22 protein-coding genes are annotated in these 21287 nt (G+C 67.1%); 15 read left to right on the top strand and 7 right to left on the bottom strand.

All coding sequences use genetic code 11. From position 1 onward, the window contains the following. Positions 1-2 precede the first annotated feature (2 nt). From H2052_RS09370 to hemC, 5 genes are read right to left on the bottom strand one after another with little or no spacing between them, the layout of a single operon-like run. Positions 3-620 carry a ribonuclease D gene (locus H2052_RS09370; RefSeq protein ID WP_293780662.1) on the bottom strand — a complete coding sequence of 206 codons (618 nt, stop codon included), beginning with the start codon at positions 618-620 and terminating at the stop codon, positions 3-5. After that, on the bottom strand, positions 617-1366 hold the full coding sequence (locus H2052_RS09365) for a TerC family protein (protein WP_293780899.1): 750 nt from the start codon (positions 1364-1366) through the stop codon (positions 617-619). The genes H2052_RS09370 and H2052_RS09365 overlap by 4 nt, the downstream gene beginning before the upstream one ends. A gap of 56 nt (positions 1367-1422) precedes the next feature. Next, on the bottom strand, positions 1423-2490 hold the full coding sequence (locus H2052_RS09360) for a hypothetical protein (RefSeq protein ID WP_293780660.1): 1068 nt from the start codon (positions 2488-2490) through the stop codon (positions 1423-1425). Continuing rightward, positions 2487-3191 carry a uroporphyrinogen-III synthase gene (locus H2052_RS09355; RefSeq protein ID WP_293780657.1) on the bottom strand — a complete coding sequence of 235 codons (705 nt, stop codon included), beginning with the start codon at positions 3189-3191 and terminating at the stop codon, positions 2487-2489. Before H2052_RS09355 ends, H2052_RS09360 begins: the two co-directional genes overlap by 4 nt. Further along, the gene (gene hemC / locus H2052_RS09350; protein ID WP_293780654.1) at positions 3188-4114 is read right to left on the bottom strand and encodes a hydroxymethylbilane synthase; all 927 of its coding nucleotides are present in this window, start codon (positions 4112-4114) and stop codon (positions 3188-3190) included. The genes H2052_RS09355 and hemC overlap by 4 nt, the downstream gene beginning before the upstream one ends. A gap of 37 nt (positions 4115-4151) precedes the next feature. On the opposite strand from hemC, the gene tsaD reads away from it, so the two are divergent. From tsaD to H2052_RS09335, 3 genes are all read left to right on the top strand, one after another. Continuing rightward, positions 4152-5174 (top strand): tRNA (adenosine(37)-N6)-threonylcarbamoyltransferase complex transferase subunit TsaD, encoded by a 1023-nt coding sequence (tsaD, locus tag H2052_RS09345; protein WP_293780651.1) that lies wholly within the window; start codon positions 4152-4154, stop codon positions 5172-5174. Continuing rightward, positions 5171-6148: an NAD(P)H-dependent glycerol-3-phosphate dehydrogenase gene (locus H2052_RS09340; protein WP_293780648.1), complete on the top strand. Its 978-nt coding sequence runs from the start codon at positions 5171-5173 to the stop codon at positions 6146-6148. The genes tsaD and H2052_RS09340 overlap by 4 nt, the downstream gene beginning before the upstream one ends. Before the next feature lie 194 nt (positions 6149-6342). Next, positions 6343-7512, top strand: a complete 1170-nt coding sequence (locus H2052_RS09335) for a trypsin-like serine protease (RefSeq protein ID WP_293780645.1) — start codon at positions 6343-6345, stop codon at positions 7510-7512. 60 nt (positions 7513-7572) lie between these two features. On the opposite strand, the gene H2052_RS09330 is transcribed toward H2052_RS09335, so the two are convergent. After that, positions 7573-7707 carry a DUF1674 domain-containing protein gene (locus H2052_RS09330; protein ID WP_293780642.1) on the bottom strand — a complete coding sequence of 45 codons (135 nt, stop codon included), beginning with the start codon at positions 7705-7707 and terminating at the stop codon, positions 7573-7575. Between the two features lie 81 nt (positions 7708-7788). Between H2052_RS09330 and H2052_RS09325 the strand changes: the two genes are divergently transcribed. The 9 genes from H2052_RS09325 to H2052_RS09285 all read left to right on the top strand — a co-directional run bounded on the left by H2052_RS09325 (position 7789) and on the right by H2052_RS09285 (position 17185). Further along, a complete protein-coding gene (locus H2052_RS09325; protein WP_293780639.1) occupies positions 7789-8613 on the top strand; it encodes an SDR family oxidoreductase in 825 nt (274 codons plus the stop codon). A 57-nt stretch (positions 8614-8670) separates the two neighbouring features. Further along, positions 8671-9585 carry a zinc metalloprotease HtpX gene (gene htpX / locus H2052_RS09320; RefSeq protein WP_293780636.1) on the top strand — a complete coding sequence of 305 codons (915 nt, stop codon included), beginning with the start codon at positions 8671-8673 and terminating at the stop codon, positions 9583-9585. Positions 9586-9587: 2 nt separating this feature from the next. Continuing rightward, a complete protein-coding gene (locus H2052_RS09315; protein ID WP_293780633.1) occupies positions 9588-10853 on the top strand; it encodes a transcription antitermination factor NusB in 1266 nt (421 codons plus the stop codon). Between the two features lie 44 nt (positions 10854-10897). Next, complete coding sequence (gene rpe / locus H2052_RS09310) at positions 10898-11569, top strand: ribulose-phosphate 3-epimerase (RefSeq protein WP_293780630.1); 672 nt, start codon at positions 10898-10900, stop codon at positions 11567-11569. Beyond that, positions 11566-13287 carry a heparinase II/III family protein gene (locus H2052_RS09305; protein ID WP_293780627.1) on the top strand — a complete coding sequence of 574 codons (1722 nt, stop codon included), beginning with the start codon at positions 11566-11568 and terminating at the stop codon, positions 13285-13287. The genes rpe and H2052_RS09305 overlap by 4 nt, the downstream gene beginning before the upstream one ends. 16 nt (positions 13288-13303) lie before the next feature. Next, positions 13304-14896, top strand: a complete 1593-nt coding sequence (purH, locus tag H2052_RS09300) for a bifunctional phosphoribosylaminoimidazolecarboxamide formyltransferase/IMP cyclohydrolase (RefSeq protein WP_293780624.1) — start codon at positions 13304-13306, stop codon at positions 14894-14896. A gap of 69 nt (positions 14897-14965) precedes the next feature. Then, complete coding sequence (locus H2052_RS09295) at positions 14966-15454, top strand: hypothetical protein (RefSeq protein ID WP_293780621.1); 489 nt, start codon at positions 14966-14968, stop codon at positions 15452-15454. Positions 15455-15613: 159 nt separating this feature from the next. Beyond that, on the top strand, positions 15614-16294 hold the full coding sequence (gene trmB, locus H2052_RS09290) for a tRNA (guanosine(46)-N7)-methyltransferase TrmB (RefSeq protein WP_293780618.1): 681 nt from the start codon (positions 15614-15616) through the stop codon (positions 16292-16294). Between the two features lie 93 nt (positions 16295-16387). Continuing rightward, positions 16388-17185: an enoyl-CoA hydratase gene (locus H2052_RS09285; RefSeq protein ID WP_293780615.1), complete on the top strand. Its 798-nt coding sequence runs from the start codon at positions 16388-16390 to the stop codon at positions 17183-17185. A 3-nt stretch (positions 17186-17188) separates the two neighbouring features. On the opposite strand, the gene H2052_RS09280 is transcribed toward H2052_RS09285, so the two are convergent. Beyond that, positions 17189-18340 (bottom strand): PQQ-dependent sugar dehydrogenase, encoded by a 1152-nt coding sequence (locus tag H2052_RS09280; protein ID WP_293780612.1) that lies wholly within the window; start codon positions 18338-18340, stop codon positions 17189-17191. A gap of 202 nt (positions 18341-18542) precedes the next feature. On the opposite strand from H2052_RS09280, the gene rimP reads away from it, so the two are divergent. Genes rimP through H2052_RS09265 form a run of 3 tightly spaced genes read left to right on the top strand, consistent with a single transcriptional unit; the run spans position 18543 to position 21278 of the window. Further along, positions 18543-19079: a ribosome maturation protein RimP gene (rimP, locus tag H2052_RS09275; protein ID WP_293780609.1), complete on the top strand. Its 537-nt coding sequence runs from the start codon at positions 18543-18545 to the stop codon at positions 19077-19079. Further along, complete coding sequence (gene nusA / locus H2052_RS09270; RefSeq protein WP_293780606.1) at positions 19079-20638, top strand: transcription termination factor NusA; 1560 nt, start codon at positions 19079-19081, stop codon at positions 20636-20638. The genes rimP and nusA overlap by 1 nt, the downstream gene beginning before the upstream one ends. Next, positions 20625-21278, top strand: a complete 654-nt coding sequence (locus tag H2052_RS09265; protein WP_293780603.1) for a DUF448 domain-containing protein — start codon at positions 20625-20627, stop codon at positions 21276-21278. Before nusA ends, H2052_RS09265 begins: the two co-directional genes overlap by 14 nt. Positions 21279-21287 lie beyond the last annotated feature (9 nt).

Raw genomic sequence — 21287 nt, 5'->3', positions numbered from 1 at the left:
GCTCAGCTTTCGTGGCTGAAGATGTCCTTGTCGGCCCAGCCGGCAAGGTCGAGCGCGGCGCGCGTCGGCAGGAAATCGAAGCAGGCCTGCGCAAGCGCGGTGCGCCCTTCGCGCTCCAGCCGTTCCTCGAGGATCGCCTTGATACGGTGCAGATAGCGCACGTCGGACGCGGCGTATTCGATCTGCGCTTCGCTGAGCGTATCGGCGCCCCAGTCCGACGATTGCTGCTGCTTGGAGATGTCCTGCCCGATCACCTCGCGCGCGAGATCCTTGAGGCCGTGGCGATCGGTGTAGGTGCGGATGAGCTTCGACGCGATCTTCGTGCACCACACGGGCGCCATCACGATGCCGAGATACTGCTGGATGAGCGCGACGTCGAAGCGCGCGAAATGCAGGATCTTGAGCCGCGACGGATCGGTGAGCACCGCTTTCAGGTTCGGCGCGTCGTACTCGCCGAGCGGGAATTGCACGAGGTGCTCGTCGCCCCCGCCGTCCGAAAGCTGCACGACGCAGAGCCGGTCGCGCAGCTGATTAAGGCCCATCGCCTCGCAGTCGACGGCGATGGCGCCGGGTGCGAGGACGTCTGCGGGCAGGTCGCCCCTGTGAAGATATGCGGTCAATCGTTTTTCCCTTGGCGGCGCTGCTTCGCGCGGCGCGACAGCATGTTCAAAATCTCGACGAGGACCGAGAAGGCCATCGCCGCGTAAATATAGCCCTTGGGCACGTGCGCGCCGAAACCTTCGGCAATGAGCGTGGTGCCGATCATCAGCAGGAAGCCGAGCGCGAGCATGACGACGGTGGGGTTCTTGTCGATGAAGTTGGCGAGCGGCGTTGCGGCGAGCAGCATACAAAGGACCGCGACGATGACCGCGACGACCATGATCGGCACGTGATCGGTCATGCCGACGGCCGTGATGATCGAATCGATCGAGAACACGAGATCAAGCAGGATGATCTGCGTGATCGCCGAGCCGAACGTCATCACAGCCTTGCTCGTATCGAAGACGTCGTCGTTGGGTGCGGGATCAACGCTGTGGTGAATTTCCTTGGTGGCCTTCCATACGAGGAAGAGGCCGCCCGCGATGAGAATGATGTCGCGCCACGAGAAGCCCTGCCCGAACAGCTCGATCACGGGTTTCACCAGCGTGACGATGAAGGCGACCGTCGCCAGCAGGCCGAGGCGCATCAGGAGCGCAAGGCCGATGCCGATGCGGCGGGCCTTCTCTCGCGACGCTTCGGGGAGCTTGTTGGTGAGGATCGAGATGAAGATCAGGTTGTCGATGCCGAGCACGACTTCCATCGCGATCAGCGTGACCAGCGCCGCCCATGTGGCCGGCTGCAGGAACAGTTCGATAAGGGCTTCCATCATCCGCCTGTCTTAGCTTGGATTGAATTGCGCACAAGAATGCGAACGGCTTGCCGCTACAGCGATTGCGTCGGCTTTTGCTTCTTGTCCGCAGGTACAGTGAGCGGCAGATCGGTATCTTCCAGAAGCACGGAGGCTTCGAGCTGCTGAAGCGCGCCGTAGCTGTTCGCGTAGGCTTCCGCCGAGATGCGCCACTGGCGGGCGAGCTGCTGCGTGCGTGCCGGAAGCCGCTGCATCGCAAGGAGCGCGCCCGCGACATCGCCCTGCGAAAGCCGCGTCGCCATATCCGCAAGCCGCGCTTCGTTGGCGGTGCGGGCCGCGGCGGCTCCCTTCTCGCGGACCTGCACGAGACTGGCGAGGCCGGACTTGAACTGCTCCCAAAGCGTATCCGCCTTTTCGGGCGCGGCGCTTTCGGCGAGCTGCGGGCGAATCTGTGCGAACCGCTGGCGCAGCACGGCGAGCGTTGGCGCGCTTGGAGACGCGGTGAGCAAGCGTTCGACGGCGTCGGCATCGGCGGCGGCGAAATGACGGCGCAGCGCCGGGGCGAGCACCGCGAGGCTCTGGCCCTGTTCCGCGGCACGCCGCGCTGCCGTGACCAGCAGCACGCCGCGCGCCTTTTCGGCGCTTTCGGCAGCCGCTTCTATCGAGCGCGCGGCGCTGCCGCCGACCTGCTCGATCTTGACGTTGAGGCCTGCAAGCTCGGCGGAGACGTTGTCGAGCCGTGTCGATGCCTGCGCCTGGCCGCGATCGAGCGCCTCGATGCGCGCTTCCAGCCGGGCGAGACGCTCCGAGCTGGGGCCGGTGCCGAGCGCGAGCGGCACCGGATCGTTCAGCGCGGGAGGTGTATCCGCTGCATCGCCGAGCGGCACGGGCGTTGCCGGGCGGGTTTCAAGGGCGGCGACGCGCGCTTCGAGCGCGGTGATCGCGCCGGCCTCGTGCTCCACGCGCGCCGCGAGCGATTCGACATCGGGGCGCTGCAATGCGCCGGGCAGACGCGTGCGCACGTTCGTTTCGAACCACGGGCTCAACAGCAACCCAGCGGCGAACAGCACAAGCCCCGCCACGAGCACCCAGGGAACGGCGCTTCGCGGGCGCGGCGCTTCGCGGGTTTCGTCGTCGATCATCCGGTCCTCGTCAGCGGTGCCTCACCAGCCTGCTTCTCGCACAACAGCCCGGCCGCCGCAAACAGCGCGTCCTCATCGGGAGACGCTGCGACCGCACGCGCGGCCCAGCCCTCGCCCGCGGCCGTGGCGGCGTTGCGGCTGATCGCGGATAGACGCATGGCCTTGCGGTGCGCGCCGAGCGCCGCACCGACGGCTTCTCCGCCGCGCGGCGAGTAGACGAGCGCAACGTCTGCGCTCTGCGCCGTGGCGCGTTCCTCGTCGGTCCAGCCGTGGAAACTGGCACCATAGACGACGCGCCGATCAAGCTGCAGGCCCGCGGGCGGCGCGTAGCTTGCGATTTCAACGCCGCTGAGGTGGAGCACGCTTCGGATGCCCGCCGCTGCGATGGCCGCGAGCAGTTCGCCGCCATCGCGCACATCGGGCGCGCGAACGTCGGTGAAACCGGCGTTGCGCGCGGCGGCAGCGGTGCGGGCGCCGACGCAGAAACACGGCAGGCCCAGAAATGGCGCCATCGCCGGGCCGCCTTCGCGCGCCGCGGCAGCGCTCGTCAGCATGATCGCCTCTGTTGTGGGCGGCGGCGCCCATTCCTTGGCTGCCACGACGAACAGGGGAACGACGAGCGGCTCATGACCGAGCGCGCGGAGACGATCAGCAGTTTCCGCAGCGCCGGGCTGCGGACGGGTAATCAAAACACGAGTCATGCGACAAAGAGACTCCGAAGGGCGGGTGACGCCCGATTTATTATGGTTTTGGCGAGGGTTTCGGCGGCGGATGCCGCGTCGGTTTCGGTAAAGCGCGTTTCTCCTGCAATGCGTTCCTGGCCGTCCGGGCCGAGGATTTCCGCGCGAAGGCGAAAACCTGCGCCGTCTCGCTCCGCGAGCGCGGCGACCGGGCTGTGGCAACTGCCGCCGAGTGCCGCGGCGAAGGCGCGTTCGGCAATGAGCGCCGTCATCGCGTCGGCATCACTGATCGCGGCGAGGAGACCGCGCACATCGGCGTCGTTTGCGCGTGCCTCGATCGCGATGATTGCCTGCCCCGGCGCCGGGAGCATATCTTCAACAGGGATGGGCGTGCCGACATCGTGCATCCCGAGCCGGCCGAGACCGGCGCTTGCGAGCAGCGTCGCGTCGGCCTCTCCTGCTTCGATGCGGGCGAGGCGCGTCGCGACATTCCCGCGGAACGGCACGAGGCCGAGGCCGGGCACGCGTGCGAGGAGCTGCGCGGCGCGGCGCGGCGAGGTGGTGCCGACGCGCATCCCGGACGTGAGCGCGTCGAGGCCGGAGACGCCGATGATCCGCTCGCGCACGTCGGCGCGGGGCAGCGCGGCGGCGAGCGCGATCGCATCGGGGCGGATGCTCTCCATGTCCTTCGCGGAGTGGACGGCGAAATCAATGTCTCCGTCGAGGAGCGCACGGTCCAGCTCCTTCGTCCACAGCGCCTTGCCGCCGATCTCGGCGAGGGGGCGGTCCTGCACCTTGTCGCCGGTGGTCTTGATCGGGACGATCTCGACTCGGTCGTTGCTCCAGCCGTGCGCGGCGACGAGTGCGGCAGCGGCGGTGCGCGCCTGGACGAGCGCGAGCGGCGATCCGCGCGTTCCGAGTTTCAGAGGCTCAGCCTTGTGCATGGGGGGCGGCGTATCTAGTTACGACCGCGGAGACAATATGATCGTTCTGGGTCTTGAATCGAGTTGCGACGAAACGGCGGCGGCGCTCGTCGACGGAAACCGCACCATTCTTGCCCAGCGCATCGCGGGGCAGGAGGAGGCGCACCGGCCCTATGGCGGCGTCGTCCCCGAGATCGCGGCGCGCGCGCATGTCGACCGGCTGGCACCCCTCGTCGAGGCGGTGATGGCCGAGGCGGGGCTCGGTTTCGGCGATCTTGATGCCGTCGCGGCGACGGCGGGGCCGGGGCTGATCGGCGGGGTGATGGTCGGGCTTGTGACCGGCAAGGCGCTGGCGCTGGCGAGCGGCAAGCCGCTCGTCGCGGTCAACCATCTGGAAGGCCATGCGCTTTCGGCGCGGCTGGCGGACCCTGGCCTCGAGTTTCCTTACTTGCTGCTGCTGACCTCCGGCGGGCACTGTCAGCTGCTCGGCGTGGAGGGTGTCGGGCGCTACCGGCGGCTCGCGACGACGATCGACGACGCGGCGGGCGAGGCGTTCGACAAGGTGGCGAAGATCCTGGGTCTCGGCTTTCCAGGCGGCCCTGCGGTGGAGCGCGCGGCGCGGGACGGCAACCCGAAAGCGGTGCCGCTGCCGCGTCCGCTCGTGGGGAGCGGGGATTCCAATTTCTCGTTCGCGGGGCTGAAAAGCGCGGTGCTGCGCGCAGCCGGCGGATCGGTGCCCGATCTTGCGGCGAGCTTTCAGCAGGCGGTCGTCGACTGCCTCGTCGACCGAACGCGGATCGCGATGGATCGCATGCCCGAGGCGACGCGGCTCGTGGTGGCGGGCGGGGTCGCGGCGAATGGTGCGATCCGGGCGGCGCTGCAGAGGCTCGCCGACGACAGTGGCATCGGTTTCACCGCGCCGCCGCTCGCGCTCTGCACGGACAATGCGGCGATGATCGCGTGGGCAGGGATCGAACGGCTGCGCGCTGGATACACGGACACGCTCGACGTGCCGGCGCGCGCGCGCTGGCCGCTCGACCCGGCTGCGGAGCCGGTGCGCGGGGCAGGAGTGAAGGCATGAAGGTTGGCGTGATCGGCGGCGGCGCGTGGGGCACGGCGCTTGCGGAAGTCGCAGCGGCGGGCGGCGATGTCGTGCTGTGGGCGCGCGAACCCGAGGTGGTCGAGGATATCAACAGCGCGCGCGAGAACCGGCTGTTCCTGCCGGGCGTGCGGCTTTCCGAAACGATCACCGCAACGGGTGATCTTGATGCGCTCGGCGATTGCGGCGTGCTGCTCGTCGTGGCGCCCGCCCAGCATGTGCGGAGCGTGCTTGGCGGCGTGCCCGGCCGCGACACGCCGATCGTGCTTTGCGCGAAGGGCATCGAGGCGGCGACGCGCAAGCTTGTCGGCGAGGTAGCGGCGGAGGTGCTGCCGGAGGCGCCGCTCGCCGTGCTTTCGGGTCCCACATTTGCGCGCGAAGTGGCGATGGGGCTGCCGACGGCGATCACCTTCGCGTGCGCCGACCGCGTGCTCGCCGAGCGGCTGATCGCGCGCATCGCGGCGCCGCGCTTCCGCCCCTATTGGACGGATGACGTAATCGGTGCGGAGGTGGGCGGGGCGATCAAGAATGTGCTCGCGATCGCGTGCGGCGTCGTCGTCGGGCGGAGGCTGGGCGAGAATGCGCGCGCCGCGCTCATCAGCCGGGGCTTCGCCGAAATGCTGCGCTTCGGCATCGCCAAGGGCGCGCGATCCGAAACGATGCGCGGGCTTTCCGGGCTCGGCGACCTGGTGCTCACCTGCTCCTCGACACAGTCCCGCAACTTCTCGCTCGGCCACGGGCTCGGCGAGGGCAAAACGGCGTCGGAACTGCTCAGCGACCGGCTGACGGTGGCCGAAGGTGCGTTCACAGCGCCGGTGCTGCAGGCGGCGGCGGACGAACTTGGCGTCGACATGCCGATCACGCGCGCGGTGTGCAGCCTGCTCGATGGCAGCGCATCGGTGGACATGGTGATTGCCGAACTGCTCTCCCGTCCGCTGCGCAGCGAGGACATTTGAGTCGCTGCCTGTCGGCAAATTTTACATATGAATAACAAGATTTCTGCGACGTAATATTAACCATATGTTTTCGCACGCCTTTGCCAGGGTGGCGCGGCTCTTGCTTGGGGTGCCCCCATCTGCGTGTCGCCACGCGGCACGCCGTGCGTACCCCTGCTGGGAGGGGTTTGCGTCTCTGGTATCAGGGTGGGAAAATGCAAAAATCCATACTCGTCGGAGCCTCTGCAATTGCGCTGGGGCTGGTTGCTTCGTCGTCGGCGCTCGCCGGCGGAATCACCAAGGTTTCGATGGCCGACAACAAGGCGCTGTTGCAGCCGAAGCTGGTGGTTTCGAGCGCAGGCCAAGTCAACGATCCGCAGTTCAAAGTGGGGGCAAGCGCGTATTCAGGCGTCGGCGGACTCATCATGAACACCGACTCGCTCGATGCGGCCGGGTTCATTACCGTGTGTACCGGCACCTTCATCGCCGCGGATGTCGTCGTCACGGCGGCGCACTGCGTTGACGATTCCGATCTCAACCGCATCCGTTTCCGCACCGGCGCAGGCAATGGCCTTGCCGGTACGACCTTCGATGCCGAATACGAAGCCTTCAGCTACTGGGTGCATCCGGGCTTCGATTTTCCGAGCAACGACATCGCTTTCATCAAGCTGAAGAAATCGGCGTCGAACGGCGAAGAGATCTACGGCGTCTACACGGAGAACGATGAACTCGGTCAGATCCACACCAAGGTGGGCTTCGGCTCGACGGGCGAAGGCACGGCGGGCACGCGCGGCATCACGCCCGCGACCGACGATTTCGACAAGCGCGCCGGCAACAACATCTACGAAGGCCTCGGCAGCGACATCTTCTCCGATGTGGGCGACGGCGTTCTGTTATTCGACTTCGATAGCGGGCTCGACGAGAACGACGTGTTCGGCACGGTCGATCGCGCGTTTTGCGGCGGCCTCGAGCTCTGCTTTGCGCATGATACGGGCGTTGTCATCGACGGCGTGCGCACCGAGGTGAACAGCTCTCCGGGCGACTCGGGCGGACCGACGTTCATTGCGGGGCTTCTTGCGGGTATCACCTCGTTCGGCATCACCGGCGGCGTGTTCGACGGCGGGTGCGGCCCGGGCTTCATCGATCCCGATTCGAATGCGCCCGGCGTCGACGTGGGCGTCACGCCCGTATCGAGCGCCTGCACGAACTCCAGCTTCGGCGAACTGTCGGGCGATACGCGCGTCTCTTACTATCTCGACGAGATCAACGCGATGCTGCGCGGCGACCTGCGCATGATCTGGCTGCCCGAGCCGGGAATGCTCGGCCTGTTCGGCCTGGGTGTCGTCGGTGCGCTCGCCGCGCGCCGCCGCCGCAAGACCGCATAACGTCCCCCCCCCAACGCCGCAGCCACCCCCGGCTGCGGCGTTTCTAAACAGGCATCGCCGTCAGAAATCGACGGCGATGCCTTTTCTTTCCCAGTCGCCGTAGCGCACGGGATCGGGGCCGGCGGGGCCGCCCTCTTCCTTTTCCTTCGGCGGCGCTTTCGGTTTCGCCGTTTTCGCGGGCTTCTGCTCTTCCATCGCCCTCTCCCACATATTCATAGCTGTGCGCCCGGCGGCGGGCACGGCACGATGCGTGCCACATAGGGGGAGGCGGAAGACATGAAAAGCCTGGAAGGCCGTGCGATCGCGGTGACCGGTGCGGGTAGCGGCATCGGCCGCGCGCTGGCGCTCGCGCTCGCGAAGCGCGGCGCTAAGCTGGCGCTTTGCGACAAGGATGCGGCCGGTCTTGCTGAAACCACTCGAATGCTCGGCAACTACCCCAATACCGCCGCGGCTTTCGACGTGACCGACGAGGTCGCGCTGAAAGGCTGGATCGACGCGGCGGCTGCCGAATACGGCGGGCTCGACGGTATTATCAACAACGCGGGGCTTTCGGTGGTGGCCCCGTTCACCGACACGCCGAAGGCGGATTTCGACCGGGTGATGGCGGTGAATTTCGATGCGGTGGTGAACGGCTGCCGCCATGCCATTCCCCACCTGCGCAAATCGTCCAATGCGTGGCTGGTGAACATCTCTTCGGTGTTCGGCATGATGGGCTATCCCACCCAGTCCGCCTACAACGCTTCCAAATACGCGGCGCGCGGGCTTACCGAGGCGCTGTATCTGGAACTTGGGCAAACCGACCCGCAAATCAATGTGATCCGCGTGCACCCAGGCGGGATCAAGACCAACGTCGCCCGCAACGCCAAGTTCATCAAGGGCATGGACGGGCGCACCAACGCGCTCGATTCGGGCGACGAATTTGAAAAGTCGGCGCGCACGACGCCCGCTGACGCGGCCGAGACGATCATCCGCGGCATGGAACGCGGACAGCACCGTGTTCTGATCGGCGGCGACGCGCGTTTCATCGACCTGATGACGCGGTTGTTCCCGGTCAGCTATTTCAAGCGCATCGGAAGTTTCCTCGGCAGCGGAAAGTCTTGAAGCGGGGCGGGCGCATCCCGATAATGTGACGCGAGGACTGAAGGAGCCTCGCGTGACATGGGTCAGATGAAGACGGTGATGCTGCTGGCGGCGCTGACGGCGCTGTTCATGGGGCTGGGCTACATGCTCGGCGGCAGCGGCGGCGCATTGATCGCGCTTCTGATTTCCGGCGGCATGAACCTGTTCGCGATCTGGAACGCGGACAAGATGGTGCTGCGGATGCACAATGCGCGCGAGGTGGATGAACGGAGCGCGCCGGAATTCGTCGGCCTGGTGAAAAACCTCGCGCTGCGTGCGGGGCTGCCGATGCCGAAGGTGTTCATCATCGATACCGATGCGCCGAACGCGTTCGCGACGGGCCGCAACCCGGAGAACGCGGCGGTGGCGGCAACCACGGGCCTGCTGCGTATCCTCGACCGCGACGAGATCGAGGCGGTGATGGCGCACGAACTCGGCCACGTGAAGAACCGCGACACGCTGCTGATGACGGTGACGGCGACGCTGGCCGGCGCAATCTCGATGCTCGGCAATTTCGCGTTGTTCGCGGGCGGCAACAATCGCAACCCGCTCGCGATCATCGCGGCGGTGATCGTGGCGCCTCTCGCAGCGATGCTGGTGCAGATGGCGATCAGCCGCACGCGCGAATACGGCGCGGACCGCGCGGGCGCCGAAATCAGCGGCAAGCCGATGAAGCTTGCATCGGCGCTGCAGAAGCTCGCGGCAGGTGCCGCACGCATCCCCAATCCCTATGCGCAGAAGAATCCGGCCGCAGCGCAGCTCTATATCGTTGAGCCGCTGATGGGCGGCGGCATGGACAATCTTTTTTCGACGCACCCGAACCCTGAAAACCGCGTCGCGGCGCTCAGCCGCATCGCGCAGGACATGGGGCAGGGCACGCGCCCGCAAAGCATCAACGAAGCCGCCGCGCGCGGCCGTGTGAGCGCGCTCGATCCGCTCAAGCGTCGTCGCTGAGCATGGAGCAGATTTCCGGTGTACCCGCGCGCGCCGCGGCGCTCGCGCTCCTGCAAGCCGTGCTGTGGCGCGGCGAGCCGCTTGACCGCAGCATCGACCGTGCATTCCGCAAGCTTGATGCACCCGCCGATCGCGGCCTCGCGCGCGCCATCGTTTCGGGCGTGCTGCGGCATCTTCCCGATCTCGATGCGTTGATCGACAGCGCGACCAAGAAGCCGCTGCCCGATGATGCGCGCGCGCGGATGGTGCTGCGCATGGCGCTCGTGCAGACGATCCTGCTTGAAACGCCGCCGCACGCGGTGATCGCGACGGCGTTGCCGCTGCTCGAAGGCGGGCCGCGCAGGCTCGCGCACGGCGTGCTTTCGACGTTGCTGAAGCAGGGTGCCGCGCTGCCGTCTCCGCCAAGCCTGCCCGACATGTGGACGGTGCGCTGGGGCGCGTCGTGGGGCGAGGATGTGGTCGCAGCCGCCGCCGTGGGTCTTGGAACAGAGCCGCCGCTCGACCTGACGCTGCGCGATGCGGCCGAGACGGCGGCGTGGGTGGATCGGCTGGGCGGTACGTCGCTGGTGCCTGGCCATGTCCGGCTGGCGCGGCATGGGCGCATCGAAGAGCTGCCCGGATTCGAAGAGGGCGCTTGGTGGGTGCAGGATCTGGCGGCGTCGCTGCCGGCGCGGCTGCTGGGCGCAAAGGCGGGAGAGACGGTCGCTGACATTTGTGCCGCGCCCGGCGGCAAGACGCTGCAACTGGCGAGCGCGGGCGCGCAGGTGATCGCGCTCGACATTTCCGAAAATCGCATTGCGCGGGTGCGCGAGAATCTTGAGCGGACGGGTCTGTCGGCGGACGTGGTTGCGGCCGACGCTTTGAAGTGGAAACCGCCTGCGCCGCTCGACGCTGTGCTGCTTGATGCGCCCTGTTCGGGTACCGGCATCTTCCGTCGGCACCCGGACGTCCTGCACCTGAAATCGGCGCGCCAGATCGGCGAACTCGCGCGGATGCAGGCGGCGCTGATGGATCATGCGTTCGACACGCTGAAGCCCGGCGGACGGATGCTCTACTGCGTCTGCTCGCTGGAACGCGATGAAGGCGAGTCGCAGGTTCAGGCGTTCCTGTCGCGAACGCCGTGGGCGCGCGTGGTTCCGGTGGCAGGGGATGAACTCCCTGCTGGAATCGCGCCGAATTCCGAGGGTTTCGTGCGCACGCTGCCCGGCCAGCTTGCCGCAGACGGAGGCCTCGACGGGTTTTTCATGGCGCGCATCGCACGGGTTTGAGCCGCGAATTTGACCTCCCGGCACGGGATGTTAAAGCCGGTCACATGCAGCAATCCGTCCGTATCGCGCCCTCCATCCTCTCCGCTGATTTTGCCGACCTCGGCGCCGAAGTGCGGCGCATCGATGCGGCAGGCGCGGACTATATTCATGTCGACGTGATGGACGGGCATTTCGTGCCCAACATCACGATCGGGCCCGCTGTGGTGAAGGCGCTGCGGCCGCACACGGCGAAACCTTTCGACGTGCATCTGATGATCGCGCCGGTCGACCTTTACCTCGAAGCCTTTGCGGCGGCGGGCGCGGATATTCTTTCGGTGCATCCCGAATCGGGGCCGCACCTGCACCGCACCGTCCAAACGATCCGCGCGCTCGGCAAGAAGGCGGGCGTCGTGCTCAATCCGGCGACGCCGCTTTCGGTGCTCGATTATGTGATCGAAGACCTCGACCTCGTGCTCGTGATGAGCGTGAACCCCGGCTTCGGCGGGCAGTCGTTCATCGACAGCCAGCTTCGCAAGATCGAGGCGATCCGGAAGCTGATCGACGCCACCGGCAAGACGATCGACCTGGAGGTCGACGGCGGCATCGACATGGCGACCGCGCCGCGTGCGATTGCGGCGGGTGCGGACGTGCTTGTCGCGGGCACGGCGACGTTCCGGGGCGGGCCCGATGCCTACGGGGCAAACATCGCGCGCCTCAGGGGAGGCGGCCCGGCGTGAGCGATGCAGGCGGCAGGGATGATGGCCAGCGCCTGACGCGTGGACGCGGCGCCGCGCGGACGCTCGGCGCGCGGCTTTCCGAAAAGCTCGCCCGCATCGGCTATGCGACGCCGCTCCACAACCGCAAGCTGCGCGGGCGGCCGCCGCTGAAACTGCTCGCCGTGACGGCGGACCCGATCGTGGGCGATGTCGCGGCGGGGCGCGAGATCGCGGCGGGCAAGCTGAGCTTCGGCGGGCATACGGAAGCCATTCGCACGCTCAATTTCGCGACGACGCGCGCGCCGCTCGCGTGGCGCGAGTGGGTGCATGGCTTCGAATGGCTGCGTGATCTCGCGGCGGCGAGCGACCGGAAGAAGGGCGCGATCGTCGCCGAACTCGTCGTCGAGGCGTGGCTTGCGAGCTACCGCGAGTATGACGAGCTGGCGTGGCGTGCCGATCTTGCCGGGCGGCGGCTGATGTTCTGGCCGCTCTATGCGCCCTACATCCTTTCACGCAGTGAGCCCATCTATCGCAGCCTCGTGCTCAACCATCTCGCGCGTGCCGCGCGGCACGTGGACCGGGCGTGCGAAAAGATACCGGAGGGGATGCCGCGCGTGGAGGCGGCCGCGGGCCTGCTCGCGGCGGGGCTGATCCTGCCCGAGGGGGCGGCGCGGACCGTGCGCGCCGAGAACGCGCTGCGGAAGGCGCTCGAAGACGTGCTGCTTCCGGGCGGCGGCGTTGCCAGCCGCCGGCCTTCGGATGCGCTGGCGCTCTTGGAGCGGCTGCTGACGCTCCGGGCCTTTTATGAAGCGCGCAAGACCGAAGTATCCGAAGTTGTCGCCGAGGCGATCGAGACGCTGGCCTCGGGTGCGAAAGGGCTCCTGCTTGGCGACGGGCGGCTTGCCGCGATTCATGGTGGTAACATCTGCGCCCCCGAACGGATCGCGAAGGCGCTCGCGCTCGTGGGCGGCAACGTGCGGCCGACGCGGAACGGTGCGGCGTCGGGTTTTCAGCGCATGGACGCGGGCAAGACCGTGATCGTCGTCGATGCCGGTCCGCCGCCCGCCAAGGATGCGGGTAGCGGCGCGCACGCAGGAACGCTCGCCTTCGAAATGTCGGATGGCGACGCGCGCATGATCATCAATTGCGGCGGCGGGGACGGCGCGGCGACGGCGCTGCCGGACGCGCTTGCCGGGCTGCTGCGCACGACGGCGGCGCATTCGACGCTGATCGTGAACGACACGAATTCAACGCGGCTACTTGGCGCCGGCGGGCTCGGCAAGGGCGTGGGCGAGGTTGTGGTCACGCGCCATGAAAGCGAGGAGGGCTGCTGGCTCGACGCGACGCACGACGGCTATGCGAAACGCTTCGGAGTTCTGCATCGCCGCCGCATCTTCCTCTCTGCCGACGGACGCGACGTCCGCGGCGAGGATGCGCTTGAACCCGTGCGGGTCACGCGGCTGCTCGGCCGCCGCAAGGCGCTGCCGTTCGACGTGCGCTTCCACCTCGCACCCGGCGTCGAGGCGACACCGACCGCGGACGGCAAGGGCGCGCTCGTGAAGCTCGCGGCGGGGCGCGTGTGGCAGATGAAGGTGCGCGGCGGCCGCCTGACGGTTGACGAGAGCATCTTCGTCGACGAAAGCGGCAAACATCGCAGCGTGGCGCAAATCGTCGTCAGCGGCGAAACGGAAGACGGCGGCGCGACGATCAACTGGTCGTTCAAGCGCGCAAGCAAATAACAGGCAGGACATGACGATGAGCGAGATGCCGGTGAAGGTCACCCGGGCACTGATTTCGGTTTCGGACAAGACGGGCGTGGTCGACCTCGCCAAGGCGCTCGCCGCGCGGGGCGTGGAGCTGCTCTCCACCGGCGGCACGGCGAAGGCGCTGCGCGACGCGGGACTCGACGTGAAGGACGTGTCGGAACACACCGGCTTCCCCGAGATGATGGACGGGCGCGTGAAGACGCTGCACCCGAAGGTGCACGGCGGGTTGTTGGCGCTGCGCGACCATCCCGAGCACGCCGCCGCGATGCGCGACCACGACATTACGCCGATCGATGTGGTGGTGGTGAACCTCTACCCGTTCGAGGCGACGGTGGCGAAGGGCGCGGGCCGAGAGGAGATCATCGAGAATATCGATATCGGCGGGCCTTCGATGGTGCGCTCGGCGGCAAAGAACCACGGCTTTGTCGCGATCCTCACCGACCCCGCCGATTACGGCGAGTTCATCGCGGCGCTCGACGCCAATGACGGGGCGACTGATCTTGCGCTTCGCAAGCGTCTCTCCGCCAAGGCGTTCGCGGCGACGGCGGCCTACGACAGTGCGATTTCCTCCTGGTTCGCATTCGGCGATCAGGGCGTTCTGTTCCCCGACACGTTGACGGTCGCGATGACGCGCGGCGGCGAGCTGCGCTACGGCGAGAACCCGCACCAGAAGGCGGCGTTCTATGCGCCGCGCGGGCCGCACACCAAGGGCATCGGACAGGCCCGGCAGGTGCAGGGCAAGGAACTCAGCTACAACAACCTGAACGACGCCGACGGCGCGCTCGAACTCATCGCCGAGTTCAAGGACGCCGGTCCGGCGGTCGCGATCATCAAGCACGCGAACCCCTGCGGCGTGGCGACGGGCGCGAGCCTTGCCGAGGCCTACGGCGCAGCGCTTGCGTGCGATCCGATCTCGGCGTTCGGCGGCATCATCGCGGTGAATCGTCCGCTCGATGCGGCGGCGGCGGAGGCGATCACGGGTATCTTCACCGAGGTTGTCGTGGCGCCCGACGCCGATGAGGCTGCGCTTGCGATCTTCGCGAAGAAGAAGAACCTGCGTCTGCTGCTCACCGCGCTGCCGGACCCGGCGCGCGGCGGTCTTGCGCTGAAGACCATCGCAGGCGGCTATCTGCTGCAATCGCGCGACAATGGCGCGATCACCGAGGCGGATATGAAGATCGTCACCGCGCGGCAGCCGACTGCGCAGGAGCTTGCCGACATGCTGTTCGCATGGCGCGTCGCGAAGCATGTGAAGTCGAACGCCATCGTTTACGCCAAGGACGGCGCGACCGCGGGTATCGGCGCGGGGCAGATGAGCCGGCTCGATTCGGCCCGCATCGCCGCCTGGAAGGCGCGCGACGCTGCCGAGACGGCGGGATGGTCGCAGCCCAAGACGATGGGTTCGGCCGTGGCCTCCGATGCGTTCTTCCCGTTCGCGGACGGGCTCCTCGCAGCGGCGGACGCGGGCGCGACGGCGGTGATCCAGCCGGGCGGATCGATCCGCGACGACGAGGTGATCGCGGCGGCGAACGAAAAGGGCCTCGCGATGGCGTTTACCGGGATGCGGCACTTCCGGCATTAGGACGAATCGTTCCGCTTTCGCTTTGAAAGGCGTAGGCTCCGCGCTTCCAACAGGGCGAGGGAGGAAGCCATGCGTGTTCTCTGTCTTGGCGTATGTGCGTTGGCGTTTTCGGCATCCATGGCGCTGGCGGCGGATATGAAGCTTTCGCCCGCCGATACGGCGGCGGCGTTCAAGGCTGCGGGGTTTGCCAAGAAGGGGAATCGCTGGGAAGGCTGCGGCGATCCCGGCACGGCGGCCTATACGCCCGGCGCGATCGACCTGGTGCGCGATCTGAACGGCGACGGCCAGCCCGAAGCCGTCATCTCCGAAGGCAGCAGCTTTTGCTTCGGCAACACGGGCATGGGCTATTCGGTCGTCAGCAAGCAGGCGGCGGGCGGATGGAAACGGATCACCGGCGGGCCCGGCATTCCGAACCTGCTGACCACGAAGGGCGCGGGCGGCTGGCCCGACATCGAGATCGGCGGCCCCGGCTTCTGCTTCCCGGTCGAGCGCTGGAACGGCAAGGAATACCGGTTGCATCGGCATCAGTATGAAGGCAAGGCCTGCCGCCCAAGATAGGCCGCAATCCGGGCCAGGCCGGCCTGCAAAGCACGACTTTCTGCGCTTCCGGTGCTCACGGACCCTTGTCCGCTGCGCGCCGGTTCTCGAAAGTCATCCTTTTCGGCTCGGCCTGACCCGGATTCCGACCTATCTTCTATAATCGACCAGCGAGTTTTGATGTCTGATCCGACCACCATCCGCCGACTTTACGGAAGGCGACAGGCGTTTGCGCTGCGTAACCGGGCGCAGCGGCTTGTCGAGGAATTGCTGCCCACTGTGGCGGTGCCCAAAGAGGGCCCGCTGGATGCGGCGCGGTTGTTCGGCAAGGCGTGCCCGCTGGAGCTGGAGATCGGGTTCGGCAAGGGCGAGCACCTCGTTGCCCACGCCAGCGCACGACCGGAAACGGGCTTCATCGGCTGCGAGCCGTTCCTGAACGGCGTGACCGGGCTGCTCGGTCATATCGAGGACGAGGGGCTGACGAACGTGCGCGTGCACGACGGCGACGCGCTGAATGTGCTGGAGCGTCTGCCGGATGCCGCGCTGGAGCGCGTCTATTTGCTTCACCCCGATCCGTGGCCGAAAGCGCGGCACGCGAAGCGGCGTTTCGTCAATCCGGGGCCGCTCGACCTGATCGCCGCCAAGCTGAAGCCGGGCGGCGAGTTCCGGCTTGCCACCGATCATCCCGTCTACATGCGATGGGCGGTGATGCAGATGGCGCGCCGCGCGGACTTTGAATGGCTTGCGGAACATCCCTCCGACTGGGAGACTCGACCCGACGACTGGCCGCCGACGCGCTACGGCGAATGGGCGGCGGGCGAGGGGCGGCCGATCTGGTACTTTCGGTATTTGCGGCGATAGGGCTGGCGTGGTGCGTCCCTCGACTTCGCTCGGGATGATGGACGTGGGAGTGTAGACGGTTTTCATCCCGAGCGAAGTCGAGGGACGCACGACATGACAAACGATACCCGTGTAATTTCTGCGCTGAACGGCGGCGTTCTTCGCCTCACCCTCAATGCGCCCGAGAGCCGCAACAGCCTGTCCTTTGCCATGATCGAGTCGCTTCGCGCGGCCCTCCGCGCGGCGGATGTGGACCGCGACGTGCGGGTCATCGTGATCGCGGCGGCGGGGCATGTGTTTTCCGCCGGGCACGACCTCAAGGAAATGGACGCCGCGCGCACCGCGGAGGACGGCGGGCGCGGCGCGTTCATTCGGCTGTTCGAAGCGTGCGGACGGCTGATGCAGGAAATCGTGAACCACCGCTGCCCGGTGATTGCCGAGGTCGCGGGCGTCGCGACGGCGGCCGGGTGCCAGCTCGTTGCGAGCTGCGACCTTGCCGTGGCGGGCAAGGCCGCGCGGTTCGCGACGCCGGGGGTGCGGATCGGGCTGTTCTGCTCGACACCGATGGTGGCGTTGACGCGCAACCTTTCGGCGAAGCACGCGATGGAAATGCTGCTGACGGGCGATCTGATCGATGCGCCGCGCGCCGCCGAGATCGGCCTCGTCAACCGCGTGGTTGAGGATGCAGCGCTCACGGCCGAGACGATGGCGCTGGCGGCGCAGATCGCGGGGCGATCGCAGCTGACGGTCGGCATCGGCAAGCGCGCCTTCTACGCGCAGCGCGAGATGCCGCTCGCCGAAGCTTACGCTTATGCCGGCACCGTGATGGCGGAAAACATGATGGCGGCCGACGCCTGCGAGGGCATCGGCGCCTTCATCGCGAAGCGCGATCCGGTCTGGACCGATTCCTGAGGCTCAAGACGCGGGCGTGAGCTTCAACAGGCGGCCGTTGCTACCGTCCTCGAGCAGCCAGATCGCGCCGTCCGGGCCTTGCTCGACGGCGCGGATGCGGGCGTCCATGGGCCACTCGTCCGCCTTGGTCGCGGTTTCGCCGTCAAGGTCGACGCGAATCAGTGCCTCGCCGGAAAGCGCGCCGATGAAGGCATCGCCTTTCCAATCGGCGAACAGGTCGCCCTTGTAGATGAGCAAGCTTGAGGGCGAGATCACGGGGTTCCAGAACACCTTGGGCGGTTCGAAGCCGTCGCCGGGCTTGTGATCGGGGATCGGCGTGCCGTCATAATGGTCGCCGTTGGAAACCTTCGGGTAGCCGTAGTTCACGCCTTTCCGGATCAGGTTCAATTCGTCGCCCCCGGCCGGACCCATTTCCATTTCCCACAGGCGCCCTTCGCTGTCGAAATCGATGCCGAGCGGATTGCGGATGCCGTAGGCCCACACCTGCGCCTTGACGCGGCCCTGATCGTAAAACGGATTGTCCGACGGGATCATGCCCGTGTCGGAGAGGCGGACGATCTTGCCGAGGTTGGCGTTCAGATCCTGCGCGGGATCGAACTTCTGCCGCTCGCCGCTCGACACGTACATCATGCCATCGGGACCGAAGGCGATTCGGTGGCCGTAGTGGCCGCGTCCCGTGACCTTGGGTTCCTGCCGCCAGATCACCTGCAGGCCTTCGATCCGGGGCGCACCCTCCAGCACCAGCTTGCCGCGCGCCACGGCCGCGCCGCGCGTGTTGCCGTCTCCGGCTTCGGCGTAGCTCAGATAGATGTAGCCGGTGTTTGCGAAATCCGGGTGCAGCGCGACGTCGCCGAGGCCGCCCTGCCCGCCGTAATCGACCTTGGGCGCGCCCGCGATTTCAACCGTATCGCCGCCAGGGCGGACGAGCTTCAGCACGCCCCTCTTTTCGGTGACGAGGATGCGGCCATCGGGGAGGAAGGCCATCGCCCAAGGCTCGGCGAACTTGCCCATTTCCGCCTTCGCGAAGGGTTCGCCTTTCGACGCGGCTTCAGGAGCGTCGGCTTCGACGGCGTTACCGGCGCTGCTGCCGTTCGCGCCGCACGCGGCGAGGGCGGCGGCCGAAACGAGCGCGAGCGTGGTGAAGGTGCGGATCATTGCGGCAATGTCTCCAAAAGTCGGGGGGAACGCGCAGGCTAAGCCGATGTTCCCTCGCTGACAAATGCCAACCGAGCCGCTCTTGCGGGCCGGCGGCTTTGTGCCTATATGAGCGGCGTTCTCCACATGGGTAGTCCAAGCGGAGGTCGGTTCCAGGGTTCGGGGCCGGCGCCGATGGGGCTTATCCGCAAGGAAGCCGGATTTGACGGACACGAAAGCGCTCGAGGCATTGATGGAGCCGATCGCAACCGCGATGGGCTTCGACCTCGTGCGTGTCGCGCTGATGAAGGGTGCTGGCGGGTTGACGCTGCAGGTGATGGCGGAAGATCCCGCGACACGGCAGCTCACCATCGATCAGTGCGCGGCGCTCAGCCGCCGCGTGTCGGACATGCTCGACGAGGTCGATCCGATTCCGGACGAATATAATCTCGAAGTGAGTTCGCCCGGCATCGACCGGCCGCTGACCCGGCTTCAGGATTTTGCCGACTGGGCCGGATATGTCGCGAAGATGCAGCTCGCCGAACCGGTGGAGGGGCGGAAGCGACTTCAGGGGCACATTCTCGGTCTCGATGATGCTATGGTGCGCATCGCGGTCGAGGGACTCGGCGAGACCGCAGTGCCGTTTGCAAGTATCGCCAGCGCGAAGCTGGTGCTGACCGATGATCTCATCAAGGCTACGAAGCCGCTCTCCAGCGAGGGCGCCGACGCGATAGACGAAGAAGAAGAGGAAGACGACTGATGGCCACCGCGATTTCCGCCAACAAGGCCGAGCTGCTGGCGATTGCCGATGCCGTTGCGCGCGAGAAGTCCATCGATCGCATGATCGTGATCGAGGCGATGGAAGAGGCCATCCAGCGCGCGGCGCGCGCACGCTATGGCGCGGAGAACGATATCCGCGCGAAGATCGATCCGGTCTCTGGCGAGATGCGCCTGTGGCGCGTGCTCGAAGTGGTCGAGGCGCCGGAGGATCACTTCAAGCAGATCAGCCTCGTCGATGCGCAGAAGCGCGACAAGAAGAGCGCCATCGGCGATTTCGTCGTCGATCCGCTGCCGCCGATCGAATTCGGGCGCATTGCCGCGCAGGCCGCCAAGCAGGTGATCGTGCAGAAGGTGCGCGATGCCGAGCGTGAGCGTCAGTACGAGGAATTCAAGGACCGCGTGAACGAGGTGACGACGGGCGTCGTCAAGCGCGTCGAGTTCGGCCACGTCGTCGTCGACCTTGGCCGCGCCGAGGGCGTCATCCGCCGCGACCAGCAGATCCCGCGCGAGATCCTGCGCGTCAACGACCGCGTGCGGTGCCTCATCAAGGATGTGCGCCGCGAAAACCGCGGCCCGCAGATTTTCCTCTCCCGCGCGGCGGGCGAATACATGAAGAAGCTGTTCGCGCAGGAAGTGCCCGAAATCTACGACGGCATCATCGAGATCAAGGCGGTCGCGCGGGATCCGGGCAGCCGCGCGAAGATCGGCGTCATCAGCCGCGATTCGTCGATCGACCCGGTCGGCGCGTGCGTCGGCATGAAGGGCAGCCGCGTGCAGGCGGTCGTGCAGGAACTGCAGGGCGAGAAGATCGACATCATCCCGTGGTCGCCCGACATCGCGACCTTCGTCGTGAACGCGCTGCAGCCCGCCGAAGTGGCGAAGGTCGTGATCGACGAGGAAGAGCAGCGCATCGAGGTGGTCGTTCCCGACGACCAGCTTTCGCTCGCCATCGGTCGCCGCGGCCAGAACGTGCGCCTTGCGAGCCAGCTCACCGGTCACCAGATCGACATCATGACCGAGGCCGACGAGAGCGAACGCCGCCAGAAGGAATTCGTCGAGCGCTCCGAGATGTTCATGAACGAACTCGACGTCGACGAGACGCTCGCGCAGCTGCTCGTCGCAGAGGGCTTCACGGAGCTCGAGGAAGTCGCTTACGTCGAGACCGAGGAGCTGGCTGCGATCGAAGGTTTCGACGAGGATCTGGCCGGCGAGCTGCAGAATCGCGCCACCGAGGGGCTGGAGCGCCGCGAAGCCGCCGCCCGCGAGGAGCGCCGGTCGCTCGGCGTGGAAGACGCGCTTGCGGAGATCGAGGGACTCTCCGAGAAGATGCTCGTGACGCTCGGCAAGGCGGGCATCAAGACGCTCGACGATCTCGGCGATCTCGCGACCGACGAACTCGTTTCCAAGCGCGAGGGCGTGCTCAAGGAGTACGGTCTCAGCGAAGCGGACGGCAACCGCATCATCATGGCGGCCCGCGCCCACTGGTTCGAGGGCGAAGACGCATCCGGGGAGGACGCACCCGCGGATGCCGAAGCATGAGCCCGAACGTCGCTGCATAATAAGCGGTGAGCGCGAGGGGCGGGACGCACTGGTGCGGCTCGCTCTTTCCCCCGACGGCGAGGTTCTGCCGGACATCGGCGCGCGCGCGCCGGGCCGCGGCGCGTGGGTGAGCCCCGACCGTGCGCTCGTTGCGGAGGCCGAGGCCAAGGGCAAGCTGAAAGGCGCGCTGCAACGCGCCTTCAAGGGCGATGTGAAGCGCGTGCCCGAAGGCATGGCGGATCGCATCGAGGCCGGGCTGAAACGCGCGGCGCTCGATCGGCTCGGGCTGGAACTCCGCGCGGGCAATCTACTGCTCGGCAGCGACCGCATCGCAGGGGCGGTGGACAGCGGCGAAGCGCGGCTTGTGCTGCACGCCGCCGACGCGGCGCCCGACGGGGTGCGCAAGCTGGCGCAGCGGTTGCATTCGGCGGGCGGAAAGGCCAAAGCAATCGCCTTGCCGGCGGGCCGGGATGAATTGTCCTTGGCGCTCGGGCAGGCCAATGTGGTACACGCCGCGGTCCGCGACCGGCAGGCGGCGCTTCGCGTCGAGTCTGCGGTCGGCCGCTGGCGCGCGTATCTCGGCCTGCAGGACGGAATCGAAATTGAGGGCGATGAACCGCCCGCTGGACTTGAGTTGTGAAGGGTACGA

It is taken from the genome of Sphingosinicella sp. (genome assembly GCF_013911755.1).
Classification (GTDB): Bacteria; Pseudomonadota; Alphaproteobacteria; order Sphingomonadales; family Sphingomonadaceae; genus Sphingosinicella.
This window is presented reverse-complemented; position numbering and strand designations above follow the sequence as displayed.

Coding starts and splice junctions, on each gene's coding strand:
- tsaD (WP_293780651.1), top strand. CDS start 4,152: ATGATCGTTCTGGGTCTTGAATCGAGTTGCGACGAAACGGCGGCGGCG.
- H2052_RS09335 (WP_293780645.1), top strand. CDS start 6,343: ATGCAAAAATCCATACTCGTCGGAGCCTCTGCAATTGCGCTGGGGCTG.
- H2052_RS09360 (WP_293780660.1), bottom strand. CDS start 2,490: ATGATCGACGACGAAACCCGCGAAGCGCCGCGCCCGCGAAGCGCCGTT.
- H2052_RS09295 (WP_293780621.1), top strand. CDS start 14,966: ATGCGTGTTCTCTGTCTTGGCGTATGTGCGTTGGCGTTTTCGGCATCC.
- H2052_RS09265 (WP_293780603.1), top strand. CDS start 20,625: ATGCCGAAGCATGAGCCCGAACGTCGCTGCATAATAAGCGGTGAGCGC.
- nusA (WP_293780606.1), top strand. CDS start 19,079: ATGGCCACCGCGATTTCCGCCAACAAGGCCGAGCTGCTGGCGATTGCC.
- H2052_RS09365 (WP_293780899.1), bottom strand. CDS start 1,366: ATGGAAGCCCTTATCGAACTGTTCCTGCAGCCGGCCACATGGGCGGCG.
- H2052_RS09285 (WP_293780615.1), top strand. CDS start 16,388: ATGACAAACGATACCCGTGTAATTTCTGCGCTGAACGGCGGCGTTCTT.
- hemC (WP_293780654.1), bottom strand. CDS start 4,114: ATGCACAAGGCTGAGCCTCTGAAACTCGGAACGCGCGGATCGCCGCTC.
- H2052_RS09355 (WP_293780657.1), bottom strand. CDS start 3,191: ATGACTCGTGTTTTGATTACCCGTCCGCAGCCCGGCGCTGCGGAAACT.
- trmB (WP_293780618.1), top strand. CDS start 15,614: ATGTCTGATCCGACCACCATCCGCCGACTTTACGGAAGGCGACAGGCG.
- H2052_RS09315 (WP_293780633.1), top strand. CDS start 9,588: ATGGAGCAGATTTCCGGTGTACCCGCGCGCGCCGCGGCGCTCGCGCTC.
- H2052_RS09330 (WP_293780642.1), bottom strand. CDS start 7,707: ATGGAAGAGCAGAAGCCCGCGAAAACGGCGAAACCGAAAGCGCCGCCG.
- rpe (WP_293780630.1), top strand. CDS start 10,898: ATGCAGCAATCCGTCCGTATCGCGCCCTCCATCCTCTCCGCTGATTTT.
- H2052_RS09280 (WP_293780612.1), bottom strand. CDS start 18,340: ATGATCCGCACCTTCACCACGCTCGCGCTCGTTTCGGCCGCCGCCCTC.
- htpX (WP_293780636.1), top strand. CDS start 8,671: ATGGGTCAGATGAAGACGGTGATGCTGCTGGCGGCGCTGACGGCGCTG.
- purH (WP_293780624.1), top strand. CDS start 13,304: ATGAGCGAGATGCCGGTGAAGGTCACCCGGGCACTGATTTCGGTTTCG.
- H2052_RS09325 (WP_293780639.1), top strand. CDS start 7,789: ATGAAAAGCCTGGAAGGCCGTGCGATCGCGGTGACCGGTGCGGGTAGC.
- H2052_RS09340 (WP_293780648.1), top strand. CDS start 5,171: ATGAAGGTTGGCGTGATCGGCGGCGGCGCGTGGGGCACGGCGCTTGCG.